Origin of the sequence: Roseovarius lutimaris, assembly GCF_900115165.1 — a bacterium.
Classification (GTDB): domain Bacteria; phylum Pseudomonadota; class Alphaproteobacteria; order Rhodobacterales; family Rhodobacteraceae; genus Roseovarius; species Roseovarius lutimaris.
Window position 1 is genome coordinate 1 of record NZ_FOVP01000014.1, and the last position, 17,686, is coordinate 17,686.

General features: G+C 58.2%; 15 protein-coding genes, 1 tRNA gene and 1 pseudogene. 9 read left to right on the forward strand and 8 right to left on the reverse strand.

The window, feature by feature from the left end; all coding sequences use genetic code 11:
* The 3 genes from BMZ91_RS12755 to BMZ91_RS12765 all read left to right on the forward strand — a co-directional run.
* Positions 1-540, forward strand: a 540-nt coding sequence (locus BMZ91_RS12755) for a GDP-mannose 4,6-dehydratase (protein ID WP_143076347.1), incomplete at its 5' end; no start/stop codon positions are given.
* 5 nt (positions 541-545) lie between these two features.
* Positions 546-1,508, forward strand: coding sequence for a GDP-L-fucose synthase (fcl, locus tag BMZ91_RS12760; RefSeq protein ID WP_092839460.1), 963 nt, complete (start codon positions 546-548; stop codon positions 1,506-1,508).
* Positions 1,508-2,935, forward strand: a complete 1,428-nt coding sequence (locus BMZ91_RS12765; protein ID WP_092839780.1) for a mannose-1-phosphate guanylyltransferase/mannose-6-phosphate isomerase — start codon at positions 1,508-1,510, stop codon at positions 2,933-2,935. Before fcl ends, BMZ91_RS12765 begins: the two co-directional genes overlap by 1 nt.
* A 201-nt stretch (positions 2,936-3,136) precedes the next feature.
* On the opposite strand, the gene asnB is transcribed toward BMZ91_RS12765, so the two are convergent.
* From asnB to BMZ91_RS12780, 3 genes are all read right to left on the reverse strand, one after another.
* Positions 3,137-5,095 (reverse strand): asparagine synthase (glutamine-hydrolyzing), encoded by a 1,959-nt coding sequence (asnB, locus tag BMZ91_RS12770; protein WP_092839463.1) that lies wholly within the window; start codon positions 5,093-5,095, stop codon positions 3,137-3,139.
* Between the two features lie 97 nt (positions 5,096-5,192).
* Entirely contained in the window at positions 5,193-6,110 is a 918-nt protein-coding gene (locus tag BMZ91_RS12775) for a glycosyltransferase family 92 protein (RefSeq protein ID WP_143076349.1), read from the reverse strand.
* 137 nt (positions 6,111-6,247) lie between these two features.
* Positions 6,248-8,101, reverse strand: a complete 1,854-nt coding sequence (locus tag BMZ91_RS12780; RefSeq protein ID WP_218145666.1) for an ABC transporter ATP-binding protein — start codon at positions 8,099-8,101, stop codon at positions 6,248-6,250.
* A gap of 274 nt (positions 8,102-8,375) precedes the next feature.
* Here BMZ91_RS12780 and BMZ91_RS12785 point away from each other — a divergent pair, with 274 nt between their 5' ends.
* A complete protein-coding gene (locus tag BMZ91_RS12785) occupies positions 8,376-9,533 on the forward strand; it encodes a glycosyltransferase family protein (protein ID WP_092839471.1) in 1,158 nt (385 codons plus the stop codon).
* A gap of 267 nt (positions 9,534-9,800) precedes the next feature.
* On the forward strand, positions 9,801-10,607 hold the full coding sequence (locus BMZ91_RS12790; RefSeq protein ID WP_092839474.1) for an FkbM family methyltransferase: 807 nt from the start codon (positions 9,801-9,803) through the stop codon (positions 10,605-10,607).
* On the opposite strand, the gene BMZ91_RS12795 is transcribed toward BMZ91_RS12790, so the two are convergent.
* Positions 10,579-11,028 carry an NAD-dependent epimerase/dehydratase family protein gene (locus BMZ91_RS12795; protein ID WP_092839477.1) on the reverse strand — a complete coding sequence of 150 codons (450 nt, stop codon included), beginning with the start codon at positions 11,026-11,028 and terminating at the stop codon, positions 10,579-10,581. The two genes, BMZ91_RS12790 and BMZ91_RS12795, sit on opposite strands and share 29 nt — an antisense overlap.
* A gap of 128 nt (positions 11,029-11,156) precedes the next feature.
* A pseudogene (locus BMZ91_RS21805) lies at positions 11,157-11,297 on the reverse strand (hypothetical protein); the annotation flags it as partial.
* Between BMZ91_RS21805 and BMZ91_RS12805 the strand changes: the two are divergent.
* The gene (locus BMZ91_RS12805; protein ID WP_143076350.1) at positions 11,273-11,836 is read left to right on the forward strand and encodes a hypothetical protein; all 564 of its coding nucleotides are present in this window, start codon (positions 11,273-11,275) and stop codon (positions 11,834-11,836) included. The pseudogene BMZ91_RS21805 and the gene BMZ91_RS12805 overlap by 25 nt on opposite strands.
* A gap of 393 nt (positions 11,837-12,229) precedes the next feature.
* On the opposite strand, the gene BMZ91_RS12815 is transcribed toward BMZ91_RS12805, so the two are convergent.
* A tRNA-Met gene (locus BMZ91_RS12815) sits at positions 12,230-12,306 on the reverse strand.
* Positions 12,307-12,413: 107 nt separating this feature from the next.
* Here BMZ91_RS12815 and BMZ91_RS12820 point away from each other — a divergent pair.
* Positions 12,414-13,844 (forward strand): FAD-binding oxidoreductase, encoded by a 1,431-nt coding sequence (locus BMZ91_RS12820; RefSeq protein WP_092839783.1) that lies wholly within the window; start codon positions 12,414-12,416, stop codon positions 13,842-13,844.
* A 2-nt stretch (positions 13,845-13,846) separates the two neighbouring features.
* Here BMZ91_RS12820 and hemC read toward each other — a convergent pair whose 3' ends face one another.
* On the reverse strand, positions 13,847-14,794 hold the full coding sequence (gene hemC / locus BMZ91_RS12825; RefSeq protein WP_092839484.1) for a hydroxymethylbilane synthase: 948 nt from the start codon (positions 14,792-14,794) through the stop codon (positions 13,847-13,849).
* Between the two features lie 97 nt (positions 14,795-14,891).
* Here hemC and hemE point away from each other — a divergent pair, with 97 nt between their 5' ends.
* Positions 14,892-15,926, forward strand: coding sequence for a uroporphyrinogen decarboxylase (hemE, locus tag BMZ91_RS12830; protein ID WP_092839487.1), 1,035 nt, complete (start codon positions 14,892-14,894; stop codon positions 15,924-15,926).
* Between the two features lie 106 nt (positions 15,927-16,032).
* Positions 16,033-17,376 (forward strand): dimethylsulfonioproprionate lyase DddP, encoded by a 1,344-nt coding sequence (gene dddP / locus BMZ91_RS12835; protein ID WP_092839490.1) that lies wholly within the window; start codon positions 16,033-16,035, stop codon positions 17,374-17,376.
* Positions 17,377-17,398: 22 nt separating this feature from the next.
* Here the strand turns inward: dddP and BMZ91_RS12840 are convergent, their stop codons facing one another.
* Positions 17,399-17,599, reverse strand: coding sequence for a hypothetical protein (locus tag BMZ91_RS12840; RefSeq protein WP_092839493.1), 201 nt, complete (start codon positions 17,597-17,599; stop codon positions 17,399-17,401).
* Between the last annotated feature and the right edge of the window lie 87 nt (positions 17,600-17,686).

Sequence of the window (17,686 nt, forward strand, 5' to 3'; positions counted from 1 at the left end):
ACCTTCGTGACCCGCAAGATCACCCGCGGGCTGGCCAATATCGCGCAGGGCATCGAGGACTGTCTTTACATGGGCAATATCGACGCGCTGCGCGACTGGGGCCATGCCAAGGATTATGTCCGCATGCAGTGGATGATGCTGCAACAGGACGAGCCGGACGATTTCGTGATCGCCACCGGCAAGCAATATTCGGTGCGTGACTTCATTATCTGGTCGGCGCGCGAATTGGGGATCACCCTGCGGTTTGAGGGCAGCGGCGTGAATGAGGTCGGGATCGTCGAAACCGTCACCGGCGATGATGCGCCAGAAATCAAACCCGGCCAGACAATTCTACGGATTGATCCGCGCTATTTCCGCCCTGCCGAGGTGGAAACCCTGCTTGGCGATCCGGCCAAGGCCAAGGCCAAGCTTGGCTGGACGCCCGAAATCACCGCGCAGGAGATGTGTGTCGAGATGGTCGCCGACGATCTCAAGGCCGCGCGCCGTTATCGGCTGCTCAAGGAACACGGGCTGGACCTGCCTGTTTCGACCGAGGGTTGAGACCGATGAAGATCTATCTTGCAGGGCATCGCGGCATGGTCGGCGGCGCGATCCTGCGCCAGCTCAAGGCCACGCGCCCCGAGGCAGAGATCGTGACCCGCAGCCACGACCAGCTTGACCTGAGCAATCAGGCTGCGGTTGCCGACTTCATGCAGGCGCAGAAACCCGATGAGGTCATCCTTGCGGCGGCCAAGGTCGGGGGTATCCATGCCAACAACACCTTTCCGGCCGAGTTCATTTACCAAAACCTGATGATTGAGGCCAATGTCATCCATCAGGCCTTTCGCGCCGGGGTCGAGAAGCTTTTGTTTCTGGGCTCGTCCTGCATCTACCCCAAACACGCGCCCCAGCCGATGCGCGAAGACGCGCTTTTGACCGGCGTTCTTGAGCCGACAAACGAGCCCTATGCCATTGCCAAAATCGCCGGTATCAAGCTTTGTGAGAGCTATAACCGGCAATATGGCACCGATTACCGCTCGGTCATGCCGACGAACCTCTATGGCCCAGGCGATAACTTCCATCCCGAAAACAGCCATGTCGTGCCTGCCCTTCTGCGTCGTTTTCACGAGGCCAAAGAGCGCGGCGACAGCGAGGTCGTTGTCTGGGGAAGCGGCACGCCGATGCGCGAATTCCTCTATGTCGAGGATATGGCCGAGGCGAGCCTGTTTGTCGCCAATCTTGACCCGGCCACCTATCGCGCCAATACCGATCCGATGCTGAGCCATATCAACGTCGGCACCGGCACCGATGTCACGATCCGCGAATTGGCCGAAACCATAAGCGAGGTTGTCGGCTTTACCGGCCGACTTGCCTTTGATGCGACCAAGCCCGACGGCGCGCCGCGCAAGCTTATGGATGTGTCACGGCTTGCGGCGATGGGCTGGACCTATAAGGTTGACCTGCGCGAGGGGCTTGAGCGATCCTATGCCTGGTTCACGGACTCTGCCCAAGAAAACAGGATGGTATGATGACAGCAATTGTTCCGGTTCTTCTTGCAGGGGGCAGCGGGACACGCCTTTGGCCGCTGTCCAGAAAATCCTATCCCAAGCAGTTCTCGAACCTGATCGGCAGCGAAACCCTGTTTCAGCAAAGCGCCAAGCGGTTGTCGACATCCCCGACCCTGACGTTTACGCCGCATATGACGCTGACCACATCGGATTTCAGGTTCATTGTCGGCGAACAGCTTCAATCGGTCGGCATTGACCCCGGTCCCGTCCTGATCGAGCCCGAGGGGCGCAACACCGCCCCGGCGGTGCTTGCCGCCAGTATTTTCGCCCGCAAGACCGATCCCGAGGCCGTCTTGCTGATTGCGCCTTCGGATCACGTCATTCCCGACACAGAGGCCTTTCATGCGGCTGTCGCCAAAGGGCTGTCAGAGATCGAAGCGGGCAAGATCGTCACCTTTGGGATCACCCCCAACCGACCGGCCACGGGCTATGGCTATCTTGAGCTGAACGCGGCGTCCAACGGCGATCCTGTCGCGCTGAAGCGCTTTGTCGAAAAGCCGGATTCCGACACGGCGCGCAGCATGCTTGAGGCCGGGAATTACCTCTGGAATGCGGGGATATTCCTGTTCCGGGCAAAAGACATGATTGCGGCCTTTGAGGCGCATGCGCCGGGCCTGCTCGACCCGGTCACGCGGGCGGTTGAAAACGGCAAGGCCGATCTTGGGTTCTGGCGGCTTGATCCTCCGGCCTGGGGCGAATGCCAAGACATCTCGATTGACTATGCGGTGATGGAAAAGGCCGACAATCTTGTCGCCGTGCCGTTTTCCAAGGACTGGTCGGATCTTGGCGGTTGGGACGCGGTCTGGGAAGAACAGGACCCGGATGAGAACGGGGTTGTGACCTCTGCCAATGCGACGGCGATTGAATGTCGCGACGTTCTTTTGCGCTCTGAGAGCTCATCACAGGAGATCGTCGGGCTTGGCCTTGAGAATATCATCGCCATCGCCATGCCCGATGCGGTGCTCGTGGCCCATAAGGGGCGCGCGCAGGACGTGAAAAAGGTCGTGACCGCCCTGAAAGACAAAGGCGCGGCGCAGGCCGAGGTGCTTCCCAAGGATCACCGCCCCTGGGGCTGGTTCGAGACCCTGGCGATCCGTGGCCGGTTTCAGGTCAAACGCATTCTGGTCAACCCAAAGGCCAGCCTGAGCCTGCAAAGCCATCATCACCGGTCCGAACACTGGATCGTGGTCGAGGGCACCGCAAAGGTGACCGTGGATGACGATGTGCGCCTGATCACCGAGGGCCAGTCGGTCTATATCCCGCTTGGCGCGGTGCACCGGATGGAAAATCCGGGCAAAGTGCCGATGGTTCTGATCGAGGTGCAGACCGGCGCCTATCTCGGCGAGGATGATATCATCCGCTATGAGGATGTTTACGCCCGCTCATAAACCGGGCGTTTGCGCCCCTCACCCCTGATGCTCGGCGCCGATCCCCTGAAACATGGCGCGCAGATGCTCACAAGCCCCGGCGAGTCACGATCACCAGTCGTTGGTACGACCCGCCATAAACGCGGCAATCACAGAAAGCCCCTACATCCGCTAAATCCGGGGATGGGGCAGTCGGTTTTTCAAACGAAAACCGTCACCGCATTATCCGGCGTTTGCCTTGACGAGGAAAAGCTGTGTTACGAACAAGGTCCAGACGATTTTTGGCCGGAGGCTTGGGTTCTTCTGGAACTCTTCCCAGATCGCGATGACGCGATCCTCGTCAAGGATGCCGGTGCTGCGCAGCGTGTCGCGGCTAAAGAGGTCCGAGGCAAGCTCGAACAGCGGGCCGCGAAGCCAGGCCGCCGTCGGCACGCCAAACCCCATCTTGGGCCGATCCCAGAGCGGGCGCGGCACATAGCGTTCAAGCACGCCGCGCAGAACGCCTTTGCTCTCGCCGCCCATAAGCTTGATCTTGTCGGGAAGAGAATAGGCAAAGCGCATGATCTCAGGATCGAGCATCGGAATGCGCGTCTCAAGGCTTACGGCCATCGCGGCGCGATCGACCTTGACCAGAATATCATCCGGCAGATACCGCGCCATATCAAGAAAGCTTGTCTGTTCGAGCACAGACCAACCCGCTTCGCCCGCGATCTGCGCAAGCAGCGGCTCATGCGCGGGCGCGGCCCCCGGCACCAGCAAATGCGTGGCGTCCAACCCGGTAAAGCTTGCCTCATAGCCGCTGATCGGCGTCGCTGCCGACAAGGTCGCGCAGCGACGGTCGAGCTGAAGCCGGGTCGCCGTTACATTGCGCCCCAATATCTCGGTGACACCCAACCGCTCGGCGGGCAACAGGATCGCGCGGTCAAGCGCCATCAATGCAGCACATTCGGCGCCGCGCTTGATGCGGCCGGTTGTGGTTCCATCCCAAAGCCGCTGCGCCTTGAAATAACGATTGTAGCCGCCAAAAAGCTCGTCACCGGCATCGCCGGACAGGGCCACTGTTACCGTTTCCCGCGCAAAACGGGACACTAGATAGGTTGCGATCTGCGAACTATCGGTGAAGGGTTCGTCGTAGATCGACGGCATATCGACCACAAGGTCGCGCGCATCCTCGCCCGAGAGGTATATCTCGTGATGATCAAGGCCGAGATGGGTTGCAATTGCCTTGGCGAATTCGGCCTCGTTGGCGTCCTTTTCATGAAAGCCAAGCGCGAAACTCTGGACCGGGCGATCCGAGACCGCCTGCATCACCGCCGCGATTGTAGAGGAATCGATGCCCCCCGACAGGAAAGCGCCGAGCGGGACATCCGCCGCCATCTGAAGCGAGACCACCTCGCGCAAGAGCTCGTCAAGCCGGGTCACAGCCTCTTCGGGGCTTCCCATGAAACGGTCGCGTCGCGCCGCTGCGGCCTCGGCGAAGGCATCCCAAAAGCTGGTCTCGGGTGCTGTTGTCGGATCAGATTGCTCATGCGATAGCGTCAGGATCGTGCCGGGGATCACCTTGCGCACATTCTGCCAGAGGGTGCGCGGCGCGCCAATCTGGCCCTTTCGGATGCACTCTGCGATGGCGTCACGGTCGATATCACCGCGCCATTCGGGATGCGCGGTCAGGGCCTTCAGTTCCGAGCCGAACAGAACAGTGTGACCGAGACGGCCAACGTAAAGCGGCTTTTCTCCGGCCGGATCGCGAGCAAGCGATAGCGTATCGTTTTTGCGGTCCCAGAGGCCGAGGGCGAACATGCCGCGCACGCGCTTTAGCGTCGCCTCAAGGCCCCAGACCTCGATAGCGGCCAGCAAGACCTCGGTGTCAGAACTGCCGCGCCACTCGGGGGCGTGGTTTTCATCCTCAAGCGTCTTGCGAAGCGCACCGTAGTTGTAGATTTCGCCGTTGAACGTGATGGTAAAACGCCCGCTGGCCGAGTGCATCGGCTGCACGCCGGTCTCGCTCAGGTCGATAATGGCCAGACGGCGATGCGCAAGACCGATACCGCGTTCAAGATCGAACCATGTTCCTTTTGCATCGGGGCCACGATGGGCGATGGTGTCGCTCATACGAGCAAGCGCATCCGGGGCATCAGACGCGAGTGACACAGGATTAAAAAGGCCAACGATACCACACATCTTACAATCTCCTGCGCCGGGTCACTACTGCGCGTTTCTGTTTTTGGTTCGTGCTATGTGACTTTGACCTTTCTGTCTATTGACGCCTAGCGTTTTCTCAATCCCCGCCGAGCGCGGCTTTTAACGCAGGCAGATAATGTTGGATGGCGCGATCCTCAACGGCCGCAGCTTCAACCGCTTCAAAGGCCGCACGCAGGAAGGCATCGCGCGATGCGGTGCCCGGCCCTTCGGTCTTGCCAAAACGCGTCTGCCATTCGGCCAGGGACTTGGTGTAATAGTGATTGATCCGGAGCCGCTCCGCCGTAACCTTGCGCGGTGCCTTGCGCCAGATCTTGGATCGGGTTTCATCGAAACCACTGCTGCCATCTGCATCGACAATGAAATTATGCGCGCCCCGGTTCCTGAGGACCAGATGAGGCTGCACTATGGATTTATAGTTGGCAAGGACCGGGTCTTTCACGGCCCCCTCAGGAAAGGGTGCGCGCTGTGTGAAATTCTCGACCAGGGTGCCATCCACAGGTGCTGTGTGCCCGGATGTGCCGAACATCGCCCAATAGACGCAAAGCGCCGGCAGATCCTCATAGTCGCGCAGTATGTCGCTGACCGCAGCGCCCGAGGGTGAAAAGAGAAACTCGTCGAGATCAAAAAATGCCATCCACCGTGTCTTGGGGCCAAAATGGCTAAGCGCGTGGTTATAGGCCATGGCCTGGGTGTCGTAATCCGGGGCAAAATGCGGCCAGGGGATGATATCGACCAGGCCCGCAGCCCTGTAGGGCTCGAGGATTTCGCAGGTGCCGTCGTCTGAACTGTTGTCATAGACCGCAAAGTGCTCGACGCCGACAAGGCGGTGAAATTCGATCCATTCACGGAAATACCGCCCCTCGTTTCGGGCGATGCAGACGACGGAGAGATATCTTTCACGCGGGTTTTGCGGTGTGATCTTCGCGACGCGGAATTCTTGCTCAACAGCATGGCTTCCCGGGCCGGGCCGTTTCAGGCGACGCAAAAAGTTCATATGCCGTTCCTCAAAGTTCCACACTCGGATTGGCCGCCTTACGCGCGCCGATTTGAAATTGCACAACCGGCGTTCTCACCTCACCGCTTGCGCTTGGCGTCGCTGGCCGTTAAATATAGAGTGCTGCGACGTCTGCTTTATCGTGCCGATAACATCTGTGTAAACGTCGGATTATTCTCACTCAGATCCTTGAAACTTCCCTGAGCGATTTTCCGGCCCTTGTCCAAAAGCATGATCTGATCGCACATCTGAACCGTGGTCAGACGATGCGCGATGATGATGATCGTCTTGGTGCTCTGAAGCGCACCGACAGCGGCCATCACATCACGCTCTGTCAGGTTGTCAAGCGCGCTTGTCGCCTCGTCAAAGACGATGACTTCAGGGTCATGGTAAAGCGCGCGCGCAATACCTATCCGCTGTTTTTGCCCCCCCGACAGGCGCACGCCGCGCTCACCAACCTGGGTGTCATAGCCATCGGGCAACTCCTCATCAATAAAGCGGTCGATCTGTGCCATGCGGGCGCATTCGCGGACACGTTCGGGATCAATGTCCTCTGGCGCAAGTCCGAGTGCGATATTGCCCGATATGGTGTCATCGCTCAAAAAGATGTCTTGCGGGACATAACCGACATTAGCCTGCCAGCGGCGCAGGGTGTCGGCGCTCAGAGGTTGGCCGTCTACCTCGATATGGCCCGAACTCGGCACCAGCAACCCCAGAATGAGATCAACAAGGGTTGTCTTACCCGCGCCGGTCGTGCCGACAATGCCGACAGAACTGCCAAAGGGAATATCAAGTGTGACATCGGATATGCCTGCATTGCTGCTGCCCGGATACTCATAGGAGAGCGAGCGCAGACCTATGTTGTCACGGAAAGGTAAAGGCTCAACCGCCCCCTCGGGAAGGGTCACCAGCTTGCTACGATCCGACATATCGGCAAGGATAACGCCAAGGCCCGGCGCACCAAACCGCATCTGTGTCGCCGAACGATAAATCTGTTGAATGGCTGGCAGGATGCGCGCTCCGGCAAAGGCGTAAAGCCCGAGGGCAGGCAAGATAGTACCCGCCTCTCCCGGTTGCGCGGAACGAAGCAGCACGACGCTCAGCACAAGGACACTCCCGAAGGTGATGGCTTCGATCAGGTATTTCGGCACCTGCCCAAGCACGAGATCCAGCGCAAAATAGCGCGACATGTCGCGTGATGGCTGCCTGAACCGGTCCAGATACATCCGTTCCCGCCCCAAAAGCCGTATCACCTTGATCCCGCCGATGGCCTCAATGGCATTTTCAAAGCGAGCACGGTTAGCGATTGCACGTGCATGCCCGATCCGGGTTATAAAGCGGAAAACGATCCGGTAGATAACCAGATAGGACCCACCCAGAACAACCATCGCAGAAAGCGCGATCCACGGATTGTAGATCAGAAGGATCGTGACAAGAAGTATGAGCGTGACTCCGCGGCCAACCATATCAGCGATTGGTTGAAAGACGTTGCGGATCAATAGGTCAACCTCAGACAGGATAGAATTGGTTAGGTCACCGGAATGGCGGTTGAGATGAAATTCGTAAGGCTGCCGCAGATAAATTTCCAGAAGCCGGGTTTCTATCGAAGACCGGAGTGTCTGCGCATAGATTGTTAAGACGTATTTCCCCCAAATACGAACGACCGCCGCCGTGACAAGCAGAACGAAAGACCCAAGCCCCAAAAACATCAGAAAGTCATTGGCTGAACTGAAACCAAACCGGTCATATGCCATCTTCATGAGGGTGTTGGTCTCAATTATCCCACGATCGGCGCTCGCCTTCAGGAAAGGCACAATCGAGACAACCGCAATTGCCTCGAACAGCGCGACAATGATGACCACCCCAAGCATCAGCACTCCGCGCCGACGCTCATACCTGGTCAGAAGCTTGAAGGCTTTGAAATATTCAGTCATATCGTTCCGTTTCAGAGCCGAGGGCAACAAGGCGTTGTTCTCTGCTTTATTGGTCAATGGCTTTATGCCTTCCAATGATCATATCAGAGCTCGTTGTCAAATGCGGCAAAGAAGGCTTTGTTGCGTCGCGCGCAAACAGGCAGGATGGATGCCCCCTCTTATTGTTGCAAAGCCGCCCGGTATAACCGTCATGCGATGCCGCCGCATACCGTGACCACCGGCGGCATTGACCATCACGTTAAAATCAAGTCATGAACAGGTCGCGACACCCTTCGCTCACAAAGGATGGCAAAGTCGTGCGAATTGCGCGCCAATGGCGGGATGGTAACGGATGATTGTAGTCGAGAAGTACCTGGGTGTCACGAATGGGCATGAGCATACCATACCGCGAGCGATTGAAGCACTCGCCCCGGACTCAAACAGACTTTACGTCACCGGGGTGGACTATGAGCAAGGCTCTTTGAGCGGAATTTCAGTCAAAGCAGTTCTTTCGACGCGCCGGGATCATAAAAAGCGCCCGCAATGGTCGGTCCGGCACGACACGCAAAAGCTTAAAGAGCTGATCATTGAGTGCGCGGATAAGCAACCTCCATCTGTGTTGATTCCGACGACTCACGTCCACGACGTTCGCATTTGCCTTGCACTGCTTGATGAGCTTCCTGACGGGGTGGTTTTCTATCTGCGTTTTCTGACAGAGCACCACATACAAGGTCTTGAGGAAAGCGAATATAAAAGATTGCGGACGGCCATAGCCGATAAACAAGTCGTGCTTGTCACCGAGACCTCTTACCTGGCAGATCACTTGCTGTCTTGCTACGACATGCCAAGCGAAGACTGTTTGTTGCTTCCTGTCACTCTCTTGCGCGCAACGCATGCCGATAATGGCTTGGGCTCTGACAAGGGCACGGCACGCCCCCTGCGTGTTGGTTATCTTGGTGGACCTCGCAAGGAAAAAGGTGGGGATCTTATTCCGGATATCATCAGGCAGCTCAGAGTGAAATGCGCCCGTGATGCGCCTGGGCTGAGTGTTGAATTTGTCATGCAGAAACCCAAAACGCGAAAGCGCCTTCGATCACTGCGGTATCAGTTTGCACTCTGTTGTGGTGCGCGGTTTGGTTTCTGGACGAAAGGTTTTTCGGTCAGGTTTCTACCGGCTGACCTTGATTCCCAAGCCTTTCAACGGGTGCTTGAATCCGTAGATGTCCTGTTGCTGCCCTATAATGATCAGGCCTACAGAAATCGGGGGTCTGGAATAATAATCGACGGCGTGATGGCGCATAAGCCACTGGTCCATACGGCAGGCATGAAGATGTCGGACCTGCTAGACCATGGCAACGCCGTACCAAGCGAACAAACCGCAGTCAGCTATGCGGATAAGGTGGTCAACGTTTTGATAAACCTAAATAATTACGATGCGCCGACACGCAAAGCCGCCGATGCCTTGCAAGTACATATTCGCCGGTCTGCTGAATTTCTGAAGTCGATCTGAGGAATAATCGGCCTTCTTTTGAGGCTGTCACAGTCTGCACGGAAAAGCGTCTTGGCTGCGGTTTCACTGTGCGGTGCAGGCAATCCAATGTAATGAGCTCAAGTGAAGCACAGTGTACAGGTATGACGAACCATCGAGCCTAACAGACTTTCCCGGACTGAATTTGATAGACAACTTGATAAGAACGGCGTTTCATTCGGAGAATGTCGGATAGGGTGTGTATTCGGGATGGTTTCTCAAGCTGAAGGCGACTGAACAGGAGATAACATGTCCCTTAAGAAATTCGGAAGACGGAGGCTGTTGAAAAACGGCTACATCCTGCAAAAAGCGGTCGCTCGCCCTGCGATTGAAGAGTTGATCAACGAGTTTCGCGCCGCCTATGTCGCAGCGCGTCTGACGCGTATCGGCGGCGATGGCGATGGTGGCTATATGATGCCGGATGATTTTGACGGGATTAGCCATTGCTTTTCACCTGGCGTATCGGTCACAGCAGATTTTGAAGAGCAACTTGCACGTGATTACGGCGTAAAATCCTTCATGGCTGATGCCAGTGTCGATAACCCTCCGATGAGTAACCCGCTGTTTGAATTTGATAAAAAGTTTCTCGGCGCCTATGATGACGAGACCTTCATGACGCTTAACAGTTGGGTCACCCAGAAACTCGGTGATCAACCCGGTGATGATCTTGTGCTGCAAATGGATATCGAGGGTGCCGAATTTGATGTGCTGATCGAAAGCTCGGTCGAATTGCTGAGCAAGTTCCGAATGATGGTGATTGAATTTCACGAAATGGAACGGATTTTCGAACGCCATGGTCTACCTCTTGTCAAGGCGCTTTTCCGCAAGATTCACAGCCAGTTTGCAATCGTCCATGTCCATGCCAATAACTTTTATGGCCTTGCAGAATGCAAAGGCGTGGAGGTGCCCCCCCTGTTTGAGGTGAGCTATTTACGCCGCGACCGTCTGGAGCATGTCGCCACCGATGCGGCGGTATCCCTGCCTCACCCGCAGGATTGTGCCAACGTTCCCGGCAATGCCGATGTCGTCATGCCGGACATCTGGTGGCGCGGCTGAATGCAGGTATAACAATCCTGACAAGTCCGGCGCCCCCGATAGGTCTGTCAGCGCCAGCACCGACATATCCGATAGCAAGCATGCGTGGGGCAAGGCGCACAATTATCCGGGCCGCCTGTTCTGCCGTCAGAAAGTCACGAATGCTGTCGGCTCCAGGCAACTCGAAAGGTTGGCTCAGATTCTCTTGGGCAAGCCGCTTTGCAATATTTGGTCGCAGATAGGGGCCGGTCTGGGCCGGATCATGGATTGAAAAGACCCGACCAATGCACAGAGGGATGTCATGCGCGGCGCAAATATCCTTTGCGGCGAACTCGGCCATCCATTTTGTACGCCCATAAAGCGACACCGGTTCTGTGGCGGCGTCTTCGGAAATTGCGGTCGGTTGGGGGGCATAGACATGCCCTGACGAGCAGTAAAACACATGCGGCGTCTACCCCCGCCGCCCCGGATCGCCCAGAAGAGGTCGGAATGATCGACTGCACTGGCATAAAGGATATTGCCATCAGCAGTCACGACATCCGCAGCCAGAAGACTGTCTTTGGTCATGCCATGCTTTCGGGTGATCCAGCCGAACCCGCCGCCACGCGTCAGCCCGGCGATCCCGGTGGTCGAATTGACGCCGCTGGGAACGGCAAGCCCATAAAGCTGGGTTTGGGATGATTGATATGGACGACGTCGACCCGCCCGCACAGTCTCAATTCCGCAGTATCGAGTATGTCCTGCGCGGCCTCAGCAAGGTCTGCATCGACAATGACATGCCTGTCGAAATTTCGTCGAAGTCCGTACAATGCTGGGTCAAGCGCCAGTACGATAATGGTCAGAATGAGACGAGCACCGGTATGCTCCTTCGTCAGATCGCCAAATTTCCTGTACTCACGGGAGAGAAAAAGAAGCTCAGAAATAAACTGAAGAAGGAGGCGGCTCGATATGCCCGGCGCGGGCGCCTCAAGCGCAAGCACGAATGGCTGCTGCAAAACCCAACCGACGTCGCGATGGTTTGGTATCTGGCTGAGGATATCCGCATTCGTTGTTCGACACATAGAGAAAGTGGCTCATGCGGCAATAACGGCAAGTTTCGGCTCGACAAAATCGAGGCCACAATTTTCTCAAGCCTCACGGAACACCTGATGCACCCAACATATCTTAATATCTTAAAGAGTATATCGAAGCCTACGATGCAAAACGACGTGAACTTTCGGCGGCACCCAAGCCAGATCGCTCGAAGTTAGAGCGTTCATGTGCAGAAGCTCGAAACTTGTTTGAAAGGCGGCTTGGGCTCTTCGAGAGAGGTATCCTCGACGGTGTCGACGGCGAAGACAAGTTGACGAAGGCGAAGGCCGCCTTGCGTGAAGCAGAGGCGAGGCTGGAAGCGTTGGAGACCAATGCGCCTGAGATCAAGTTCGACACCGCGAGCCCTGAGCGATTTGCCAAAGCAGTTCATGATCTCATGCAATCGATGCAGTCACCGGAGATAAACCCGAATACCGCCTCAGTGACAGCGCTACGAAAACTTGTTTCCGAGATTATTGTCTCACCCGCTGAGGAAGGTGGGGGCCCCGTTGAGGTTCGGGGGCGTCTGAGCGCGCTTGTCACAAACCCGGCCTTGCAGGTGGGGTGTTTGGTGGTAGCGGAGGAGGGACTTGAACCCCCGACACGCGGATTATGATTCCGCTGCTCTAACCAACTGAGCTACTCCGCCAGAACGTGGGCGTAGGTATGCCAGCCCGCGCCGTGCGTCAAGGGCGAAAAATACCTTTTGGACAACGCATCTTGTGAGGCGCGCGCGATTGGCACATGATCCGCCCCATGAGCACCGAGCCCCACACCGACCAGCTAAGCGAACTGGGCCAGGTCATCGGCCCCAAATACGTACTGACAGGGGCCGATGCCGCCCCCTGGGCGCGCGACTGGACGGGGAATGCACAATGGACCCCGATGGCGGTTCTGCGCCCGGCCAATACCGCCGAGGTTGCGGCAATTCTCAGGCTGGCCAATCGCCACGGCCTTGCCATCGTGCCGGTCTCGGGCAATACCAACCTTGTCAAAGGCACCTCGGCTGAGGGCGCGCTTATGCTGTCGCTTGACCGGATGTCGGCGATCCGCGAGATTCGCCCCGAGGCCCGCATCGCCATTGTCGAGGCCGGTGTGATCATCGCCAACCTGCATGCCGCCACCGCCGAACATGACCTGATCTTTCCGCTGACCTTTGGCGCGCGCGGCTCTGCGATGATCGGCGGCGCGCTCTCGACCAATGCGGGCGGCTCGAATGTGCTGCGCTATGGCAATACCCGCGATCTCTGCCTCGGGCTTGAGGTGGTTTTGCCAAGTGGCGAGGTGATGAACCTGATGAGCGAATTGCACAAGAACAACTCGGGCTATGATCTGCGCCACCTGATGATCGGTGCCGAGGGTACGCTTGGCATCATCACCGCCGCCGTTCTGAAACTTGCGCCCAAACCCCGCGCCTATGCCACGGCGATGGTTGCGGTGCCTTCGGTCAATGCAGCGCTTGCCTTGTTGAACCGGCTTCAGGATGAAACCGGCGGCGCAGTTGAGGCGTTTGAATACATGCCGCGCAGCTTTATCGAGGCCTATCTTGCCCGCTTTCCCGAGGCCCGCCCGCCGTTTGAGGCCAGCCACGAGGTCAACGTTCTGGTCGAGCTGGGCGCGCGTGCCCCGCGCGATACCGCCCCCGGCCCGGACGGCACCGTGCCGCTTGCCGCGCATTTTGAGGCCGTGCTTGCAAAACTGTTTGAAGACGGCACCCTGCTTGATGCGGTGATCGCGCAAAACAGCGCTCAGCGTGCCGAAATATGGGCCCGGCGCGAAGCCTCGGCACATGTTTTGCGGATGCGCAGCCCGGTGATCGACAACGATATCGCCGTCGCAACCGACCGCATGCAAACCTTGCTTGAACGGATCGAGGCGCGCAGCACGGCGATTGATCCCGGCATTTTCAATACCGGCGTGGCGCATCTTGGCGATGGCAACCTGCATTACGCGGGCTTTCCCTCGGTCAGCGATCCGGCGCTGCACCGCGCCATTCAGCGCGCAGTCGAGGATGAGGTGATCGCCCTTGGCGGAAGTTTTTCCGCCGAACACGGGATCGGCCTGTCGAAACGGCCCGCCATGGCGCTCCACAAGGACAAGGCGGCGGTCGCTGCGATGCGTGCAATCAAGGCCGCACTTGACCCCAACAACATCATGAACCCCGGCAAGCTATTGCCAGAGGAATAGCCTCAGGCGCGCCAGTCGAAAAACCCGTCACCCGCCCGTGCCAACAACCGCGCCGCCATCTCGTGGCCAAGCTTGGCACCATCCTCGATCAGGGCTGTGCCCTCATCGGTCAGGCTCTCGCTGCCATCGGGGCGCAGGATCTCGCCGCGCAGGCGCAGGTTGCCACCCGACAATTCCGCCAAACCGGCAATCGGCGTTTCACACGACCCGTCAAGCGCCGCCAGAAAGGCGCGTTCGGCGGCAAGGCGCTCGCCGGTTTCAGTATGGTGAACCGCGGCCAGCATCTCGGCGGCGGCGGTATCATCCGCGCGCCGCTCGATCCCGATCGCGCCCTGCGCCACCGCCGGAAGCATGATCTCGGGCTCAATCGCGCATTGCGCCACCTCAGGGCGGCCCAGCCGGTTAAGTCCGGCCATCGCCAAAAAGGTACAGGCCGCAACGCCATCCTCCAGTTTCTTCAACCGTGTCTGCACGTTGCCGCGAAATTCGACCACTTCAAGCTGTGGATAGGCGACCAGAACCTGCGCCTTGCGCCGCAAGGACGAGGTACCGACCTTTGCCCCGGCGGGCAGGTCGGCTAGGTTTTTCACCGATGGCGAGACAAGCGCATCACGCACATCTTCACGCGGAAGATAGGTATCCAGCAAAAGCCCCTCGGGTTGCAGGACCGGCATGTCTTTCATCGAATGCACCGCAATGTCGATTTCGCCGATCAACATCGCCTGCTCGATCTCACGCGTGAACAGCCCCTTGCCGCCGATCTCTTTCAGAGGGCGGTCAATTACCCGGTCGCCTGTGGTTTTAATCACTATGATTTCAAAGGCTTCCTCGGGCAGATCAAAAGCTACCGCCAACCGGCTGCGCGTTTCATGGGCCTGCGCCAGGGCCAACGGCGAGCCGCGCGTGCCAATTTTGAGGGGTTTGGTCGGGGTGGGCAAATCAAGTGTCATGGCGACGGTTTAGACGCGAGAAACCTGACTGACAAGCGCCAGAGTGCTTGACATCTTGTGCCCCGGAGGTGACCAACCGGGAAAACGGAGAAACCCAATGGCCGCTGACAAGACAATCCTCAAGGCTCTGGCTGGTGAAACGCAGCCCGTCCCCCCCATCTGGATGATGCGGCAGGCGGGGCGTTACCTGCCGGAATACAAGGCCACCCGCGCAGAGGCCGGCGATTTCCTTTCGCTGTGCTATAACAGCGATCTCGCGACCGAAGTCACCCTTCAGCCGATCCGCCGTTACGGGTTTGATGCGGCGATTCTCTTTGCCGATATCCTGCTCTTGCCTCAGGCGCTTGGCGCCGACCTGTGGTTCGTCACCGGCGAAGGCCCGCGCCTTTCGACCATCACCGATCAGAGCGGCCTTGATGCGCTAAAACCCGTGGCTGACATCCATGAGACGCTCAACCCGATCTATCAGACCGTGCGCAATCTCACTGGTGCCCTGCCGCGCGAAACCACCCTGATCGGCTTTGCAGGCGCGCCATGGACCGTCGCCACCTATATGATCGCCGGTCGCGGCACCCCCGATCAGGGCCCGGCGCATGCGCTCAAGGACCAGAACAAGGCGGTGTTCGAGGGCCTGTTGGATCGCATCACCGAAGGCACAATCGAATATCTCTCGGCCCAGATCGACGCGGGCGCCGAAGTCGTCAAACTGTTCGACAGCTGGGCCGGTTCGCTCAAGGGCGCGGATTTCGACACATACGCAACCGCCCCTGCCAAGCGGATCATTTCGGAACTCAAAGCCCGCCATCCCGGCATTCCGGTCATCGCCTTTCCGCGCGAGGCCGGGGATAAATACATCGGCTTTCACAAGCAAACCGGCGCCGATTGCGTCGCGATTGATGATTCCGTCAGCGCCGAATGGGCCGCCGAGCATGTCCAGAAAGACGGCTGTGTTCAGGGCAATCTTGCCTCGTCGCATATGGTCACAGGCGGCGACGCCCTGGTGAGCGAGACCAAACGCATCGTCAAGGCCTTTGGCAACGGCCCGCATATCTTCAACCTCGGACACGGCATCACCCCGGACGCCAATCCCGACAACGTACAACGCATGATCGACGCGGTGCGCGGCGCCTGAGCCACGCCGTCTTGCGATTTGCGTCAAACGCGACCGTCATTCATGTCGCAATCTGGCGCGCAGAAAATGGGTGATCTTCCCAATCTTGGCCTTGAAGGAGAGGCCAATGAACACCCATTTCCGCGACACCCGCAAAATCGACCCGACCCGCGGCGCCACCCTGGGCGACAACACCCCGAATGACGCCGACCGGATCGAAATCGGCCCGACACAGCTTGCCTATTCCGAATGGGCCGCAGCGGGGCTTGATCTGCCTGACCTTCAGGCAATGCGGCGCTTTCGCTGGGAACGGCTGACCGCGTCGGTTGTGGCGCGCGGCTATGCCGGGGTGTTGCTGTTTGACCCGCTCAATATCCGCTATGCCACCGACAGCACCAACATGCAGCTCTGGAACACCCATAACCCGTTTCGCGCCGTGCTGCTCTGCGCCGATGGCTATATGGTGATTTGGGATTACAAGAATTCGCCCTTCCTGAGCACCTTCAATCCGCTGGTGCGCGAACAGCGCTCTGGCGCGGATCTGTTTTACTTTGATCGGGGCGACAAGCTCGATGTGGCCGCCGATACCTTTGCCAATGAGGTGCGCACACTTTTGGCCGAACACGCGCCAGGCAACATGCGTCTCGCGGTCGACAAGGTCATGCTGCACGGGTTGCGTGCCCTCGAAGCGCAGGGGTTCGAGATCATGGAAGGCGAAGAACTCACCGAAAAGACCCGCGCCGTGAAGGGGGCTGATGAGATCAAGGCGATGCGCTGTGCCAGCCACGCCTGTGAAACCGCCGTCGCCGTGATGGAACGTTTCGCCCGCGAGGCTGTCCCGCAAGGGCAGACAAGCGAGGATGATATCTGGGCGGTTTTGCACGCCGAAAACATTCGGCGCGGTGGCGAATGGATTGAAACCCGCCTGCTCACCTCGGGGCCGCGCACCAACCCCTGGTTTCAGGAATGTGGCGGGCGGATCGTGCAAAACAATGAAATCGTCAGCTTTGATACCGATCTTGTCGGCAGTTACGGCATTTGTGTCGACATAAGCCGTAGCTGGTGGATCGGCGATCACCCGCCCCCCGCCGATATGGTCTATGCCATGCAGCACGGGCATGACCACATCATGCGCAACATGGAATTGCTCAAACCCGGGATCACCATCCCGGAGCTGACCGCGCGCTGTCATGTGCTTGATCCCGAATTTCAGGCGTTGAAATACGGCTGCATGATGCATGGCGTCGGGCTTTGCGATGAATGGCCGCTTGTGGCCTACCCCGACAAGGCCGTGCCCGGCGCGTTTGACTATGCGCTGGAGCCGGGCATGGTGCTTTGTGTCGAGGCCCTGATAAGCCCCGAGGGCGGTGATTTTTCGATCAAGCTCGAAGATCAGGTTCTGATCACCGAAACCGGATTTGAAAACCTCACGCACTATCCCTTCGATGATGCGCTGATGGGGCGGGCCTGATCCGCCCGCCCCGGCGCACGGCTCATCGCGACCGCATCACATTGCCGTGCCAGTCTTCAAGCGCGACACCGGTCGAACCGGCGGGCGCCACGGCAGTATCGGGGCTTGGATCTGTCACCACGAGAGCGGCAATCGCCAAAATGACAAGGGTCATGATGAATCCTGTCGGCACACCGGAAACCCGGTCCGGCGCACGCTGATCTACGCAAATATCCTGGGGCATTAGCTTTCCTTTTATCTGAGCCAGGCCACTCGGCCACCCCAGACATAGACTTGGAAAATTCATTTTTAAAACGAATTTATAATATGC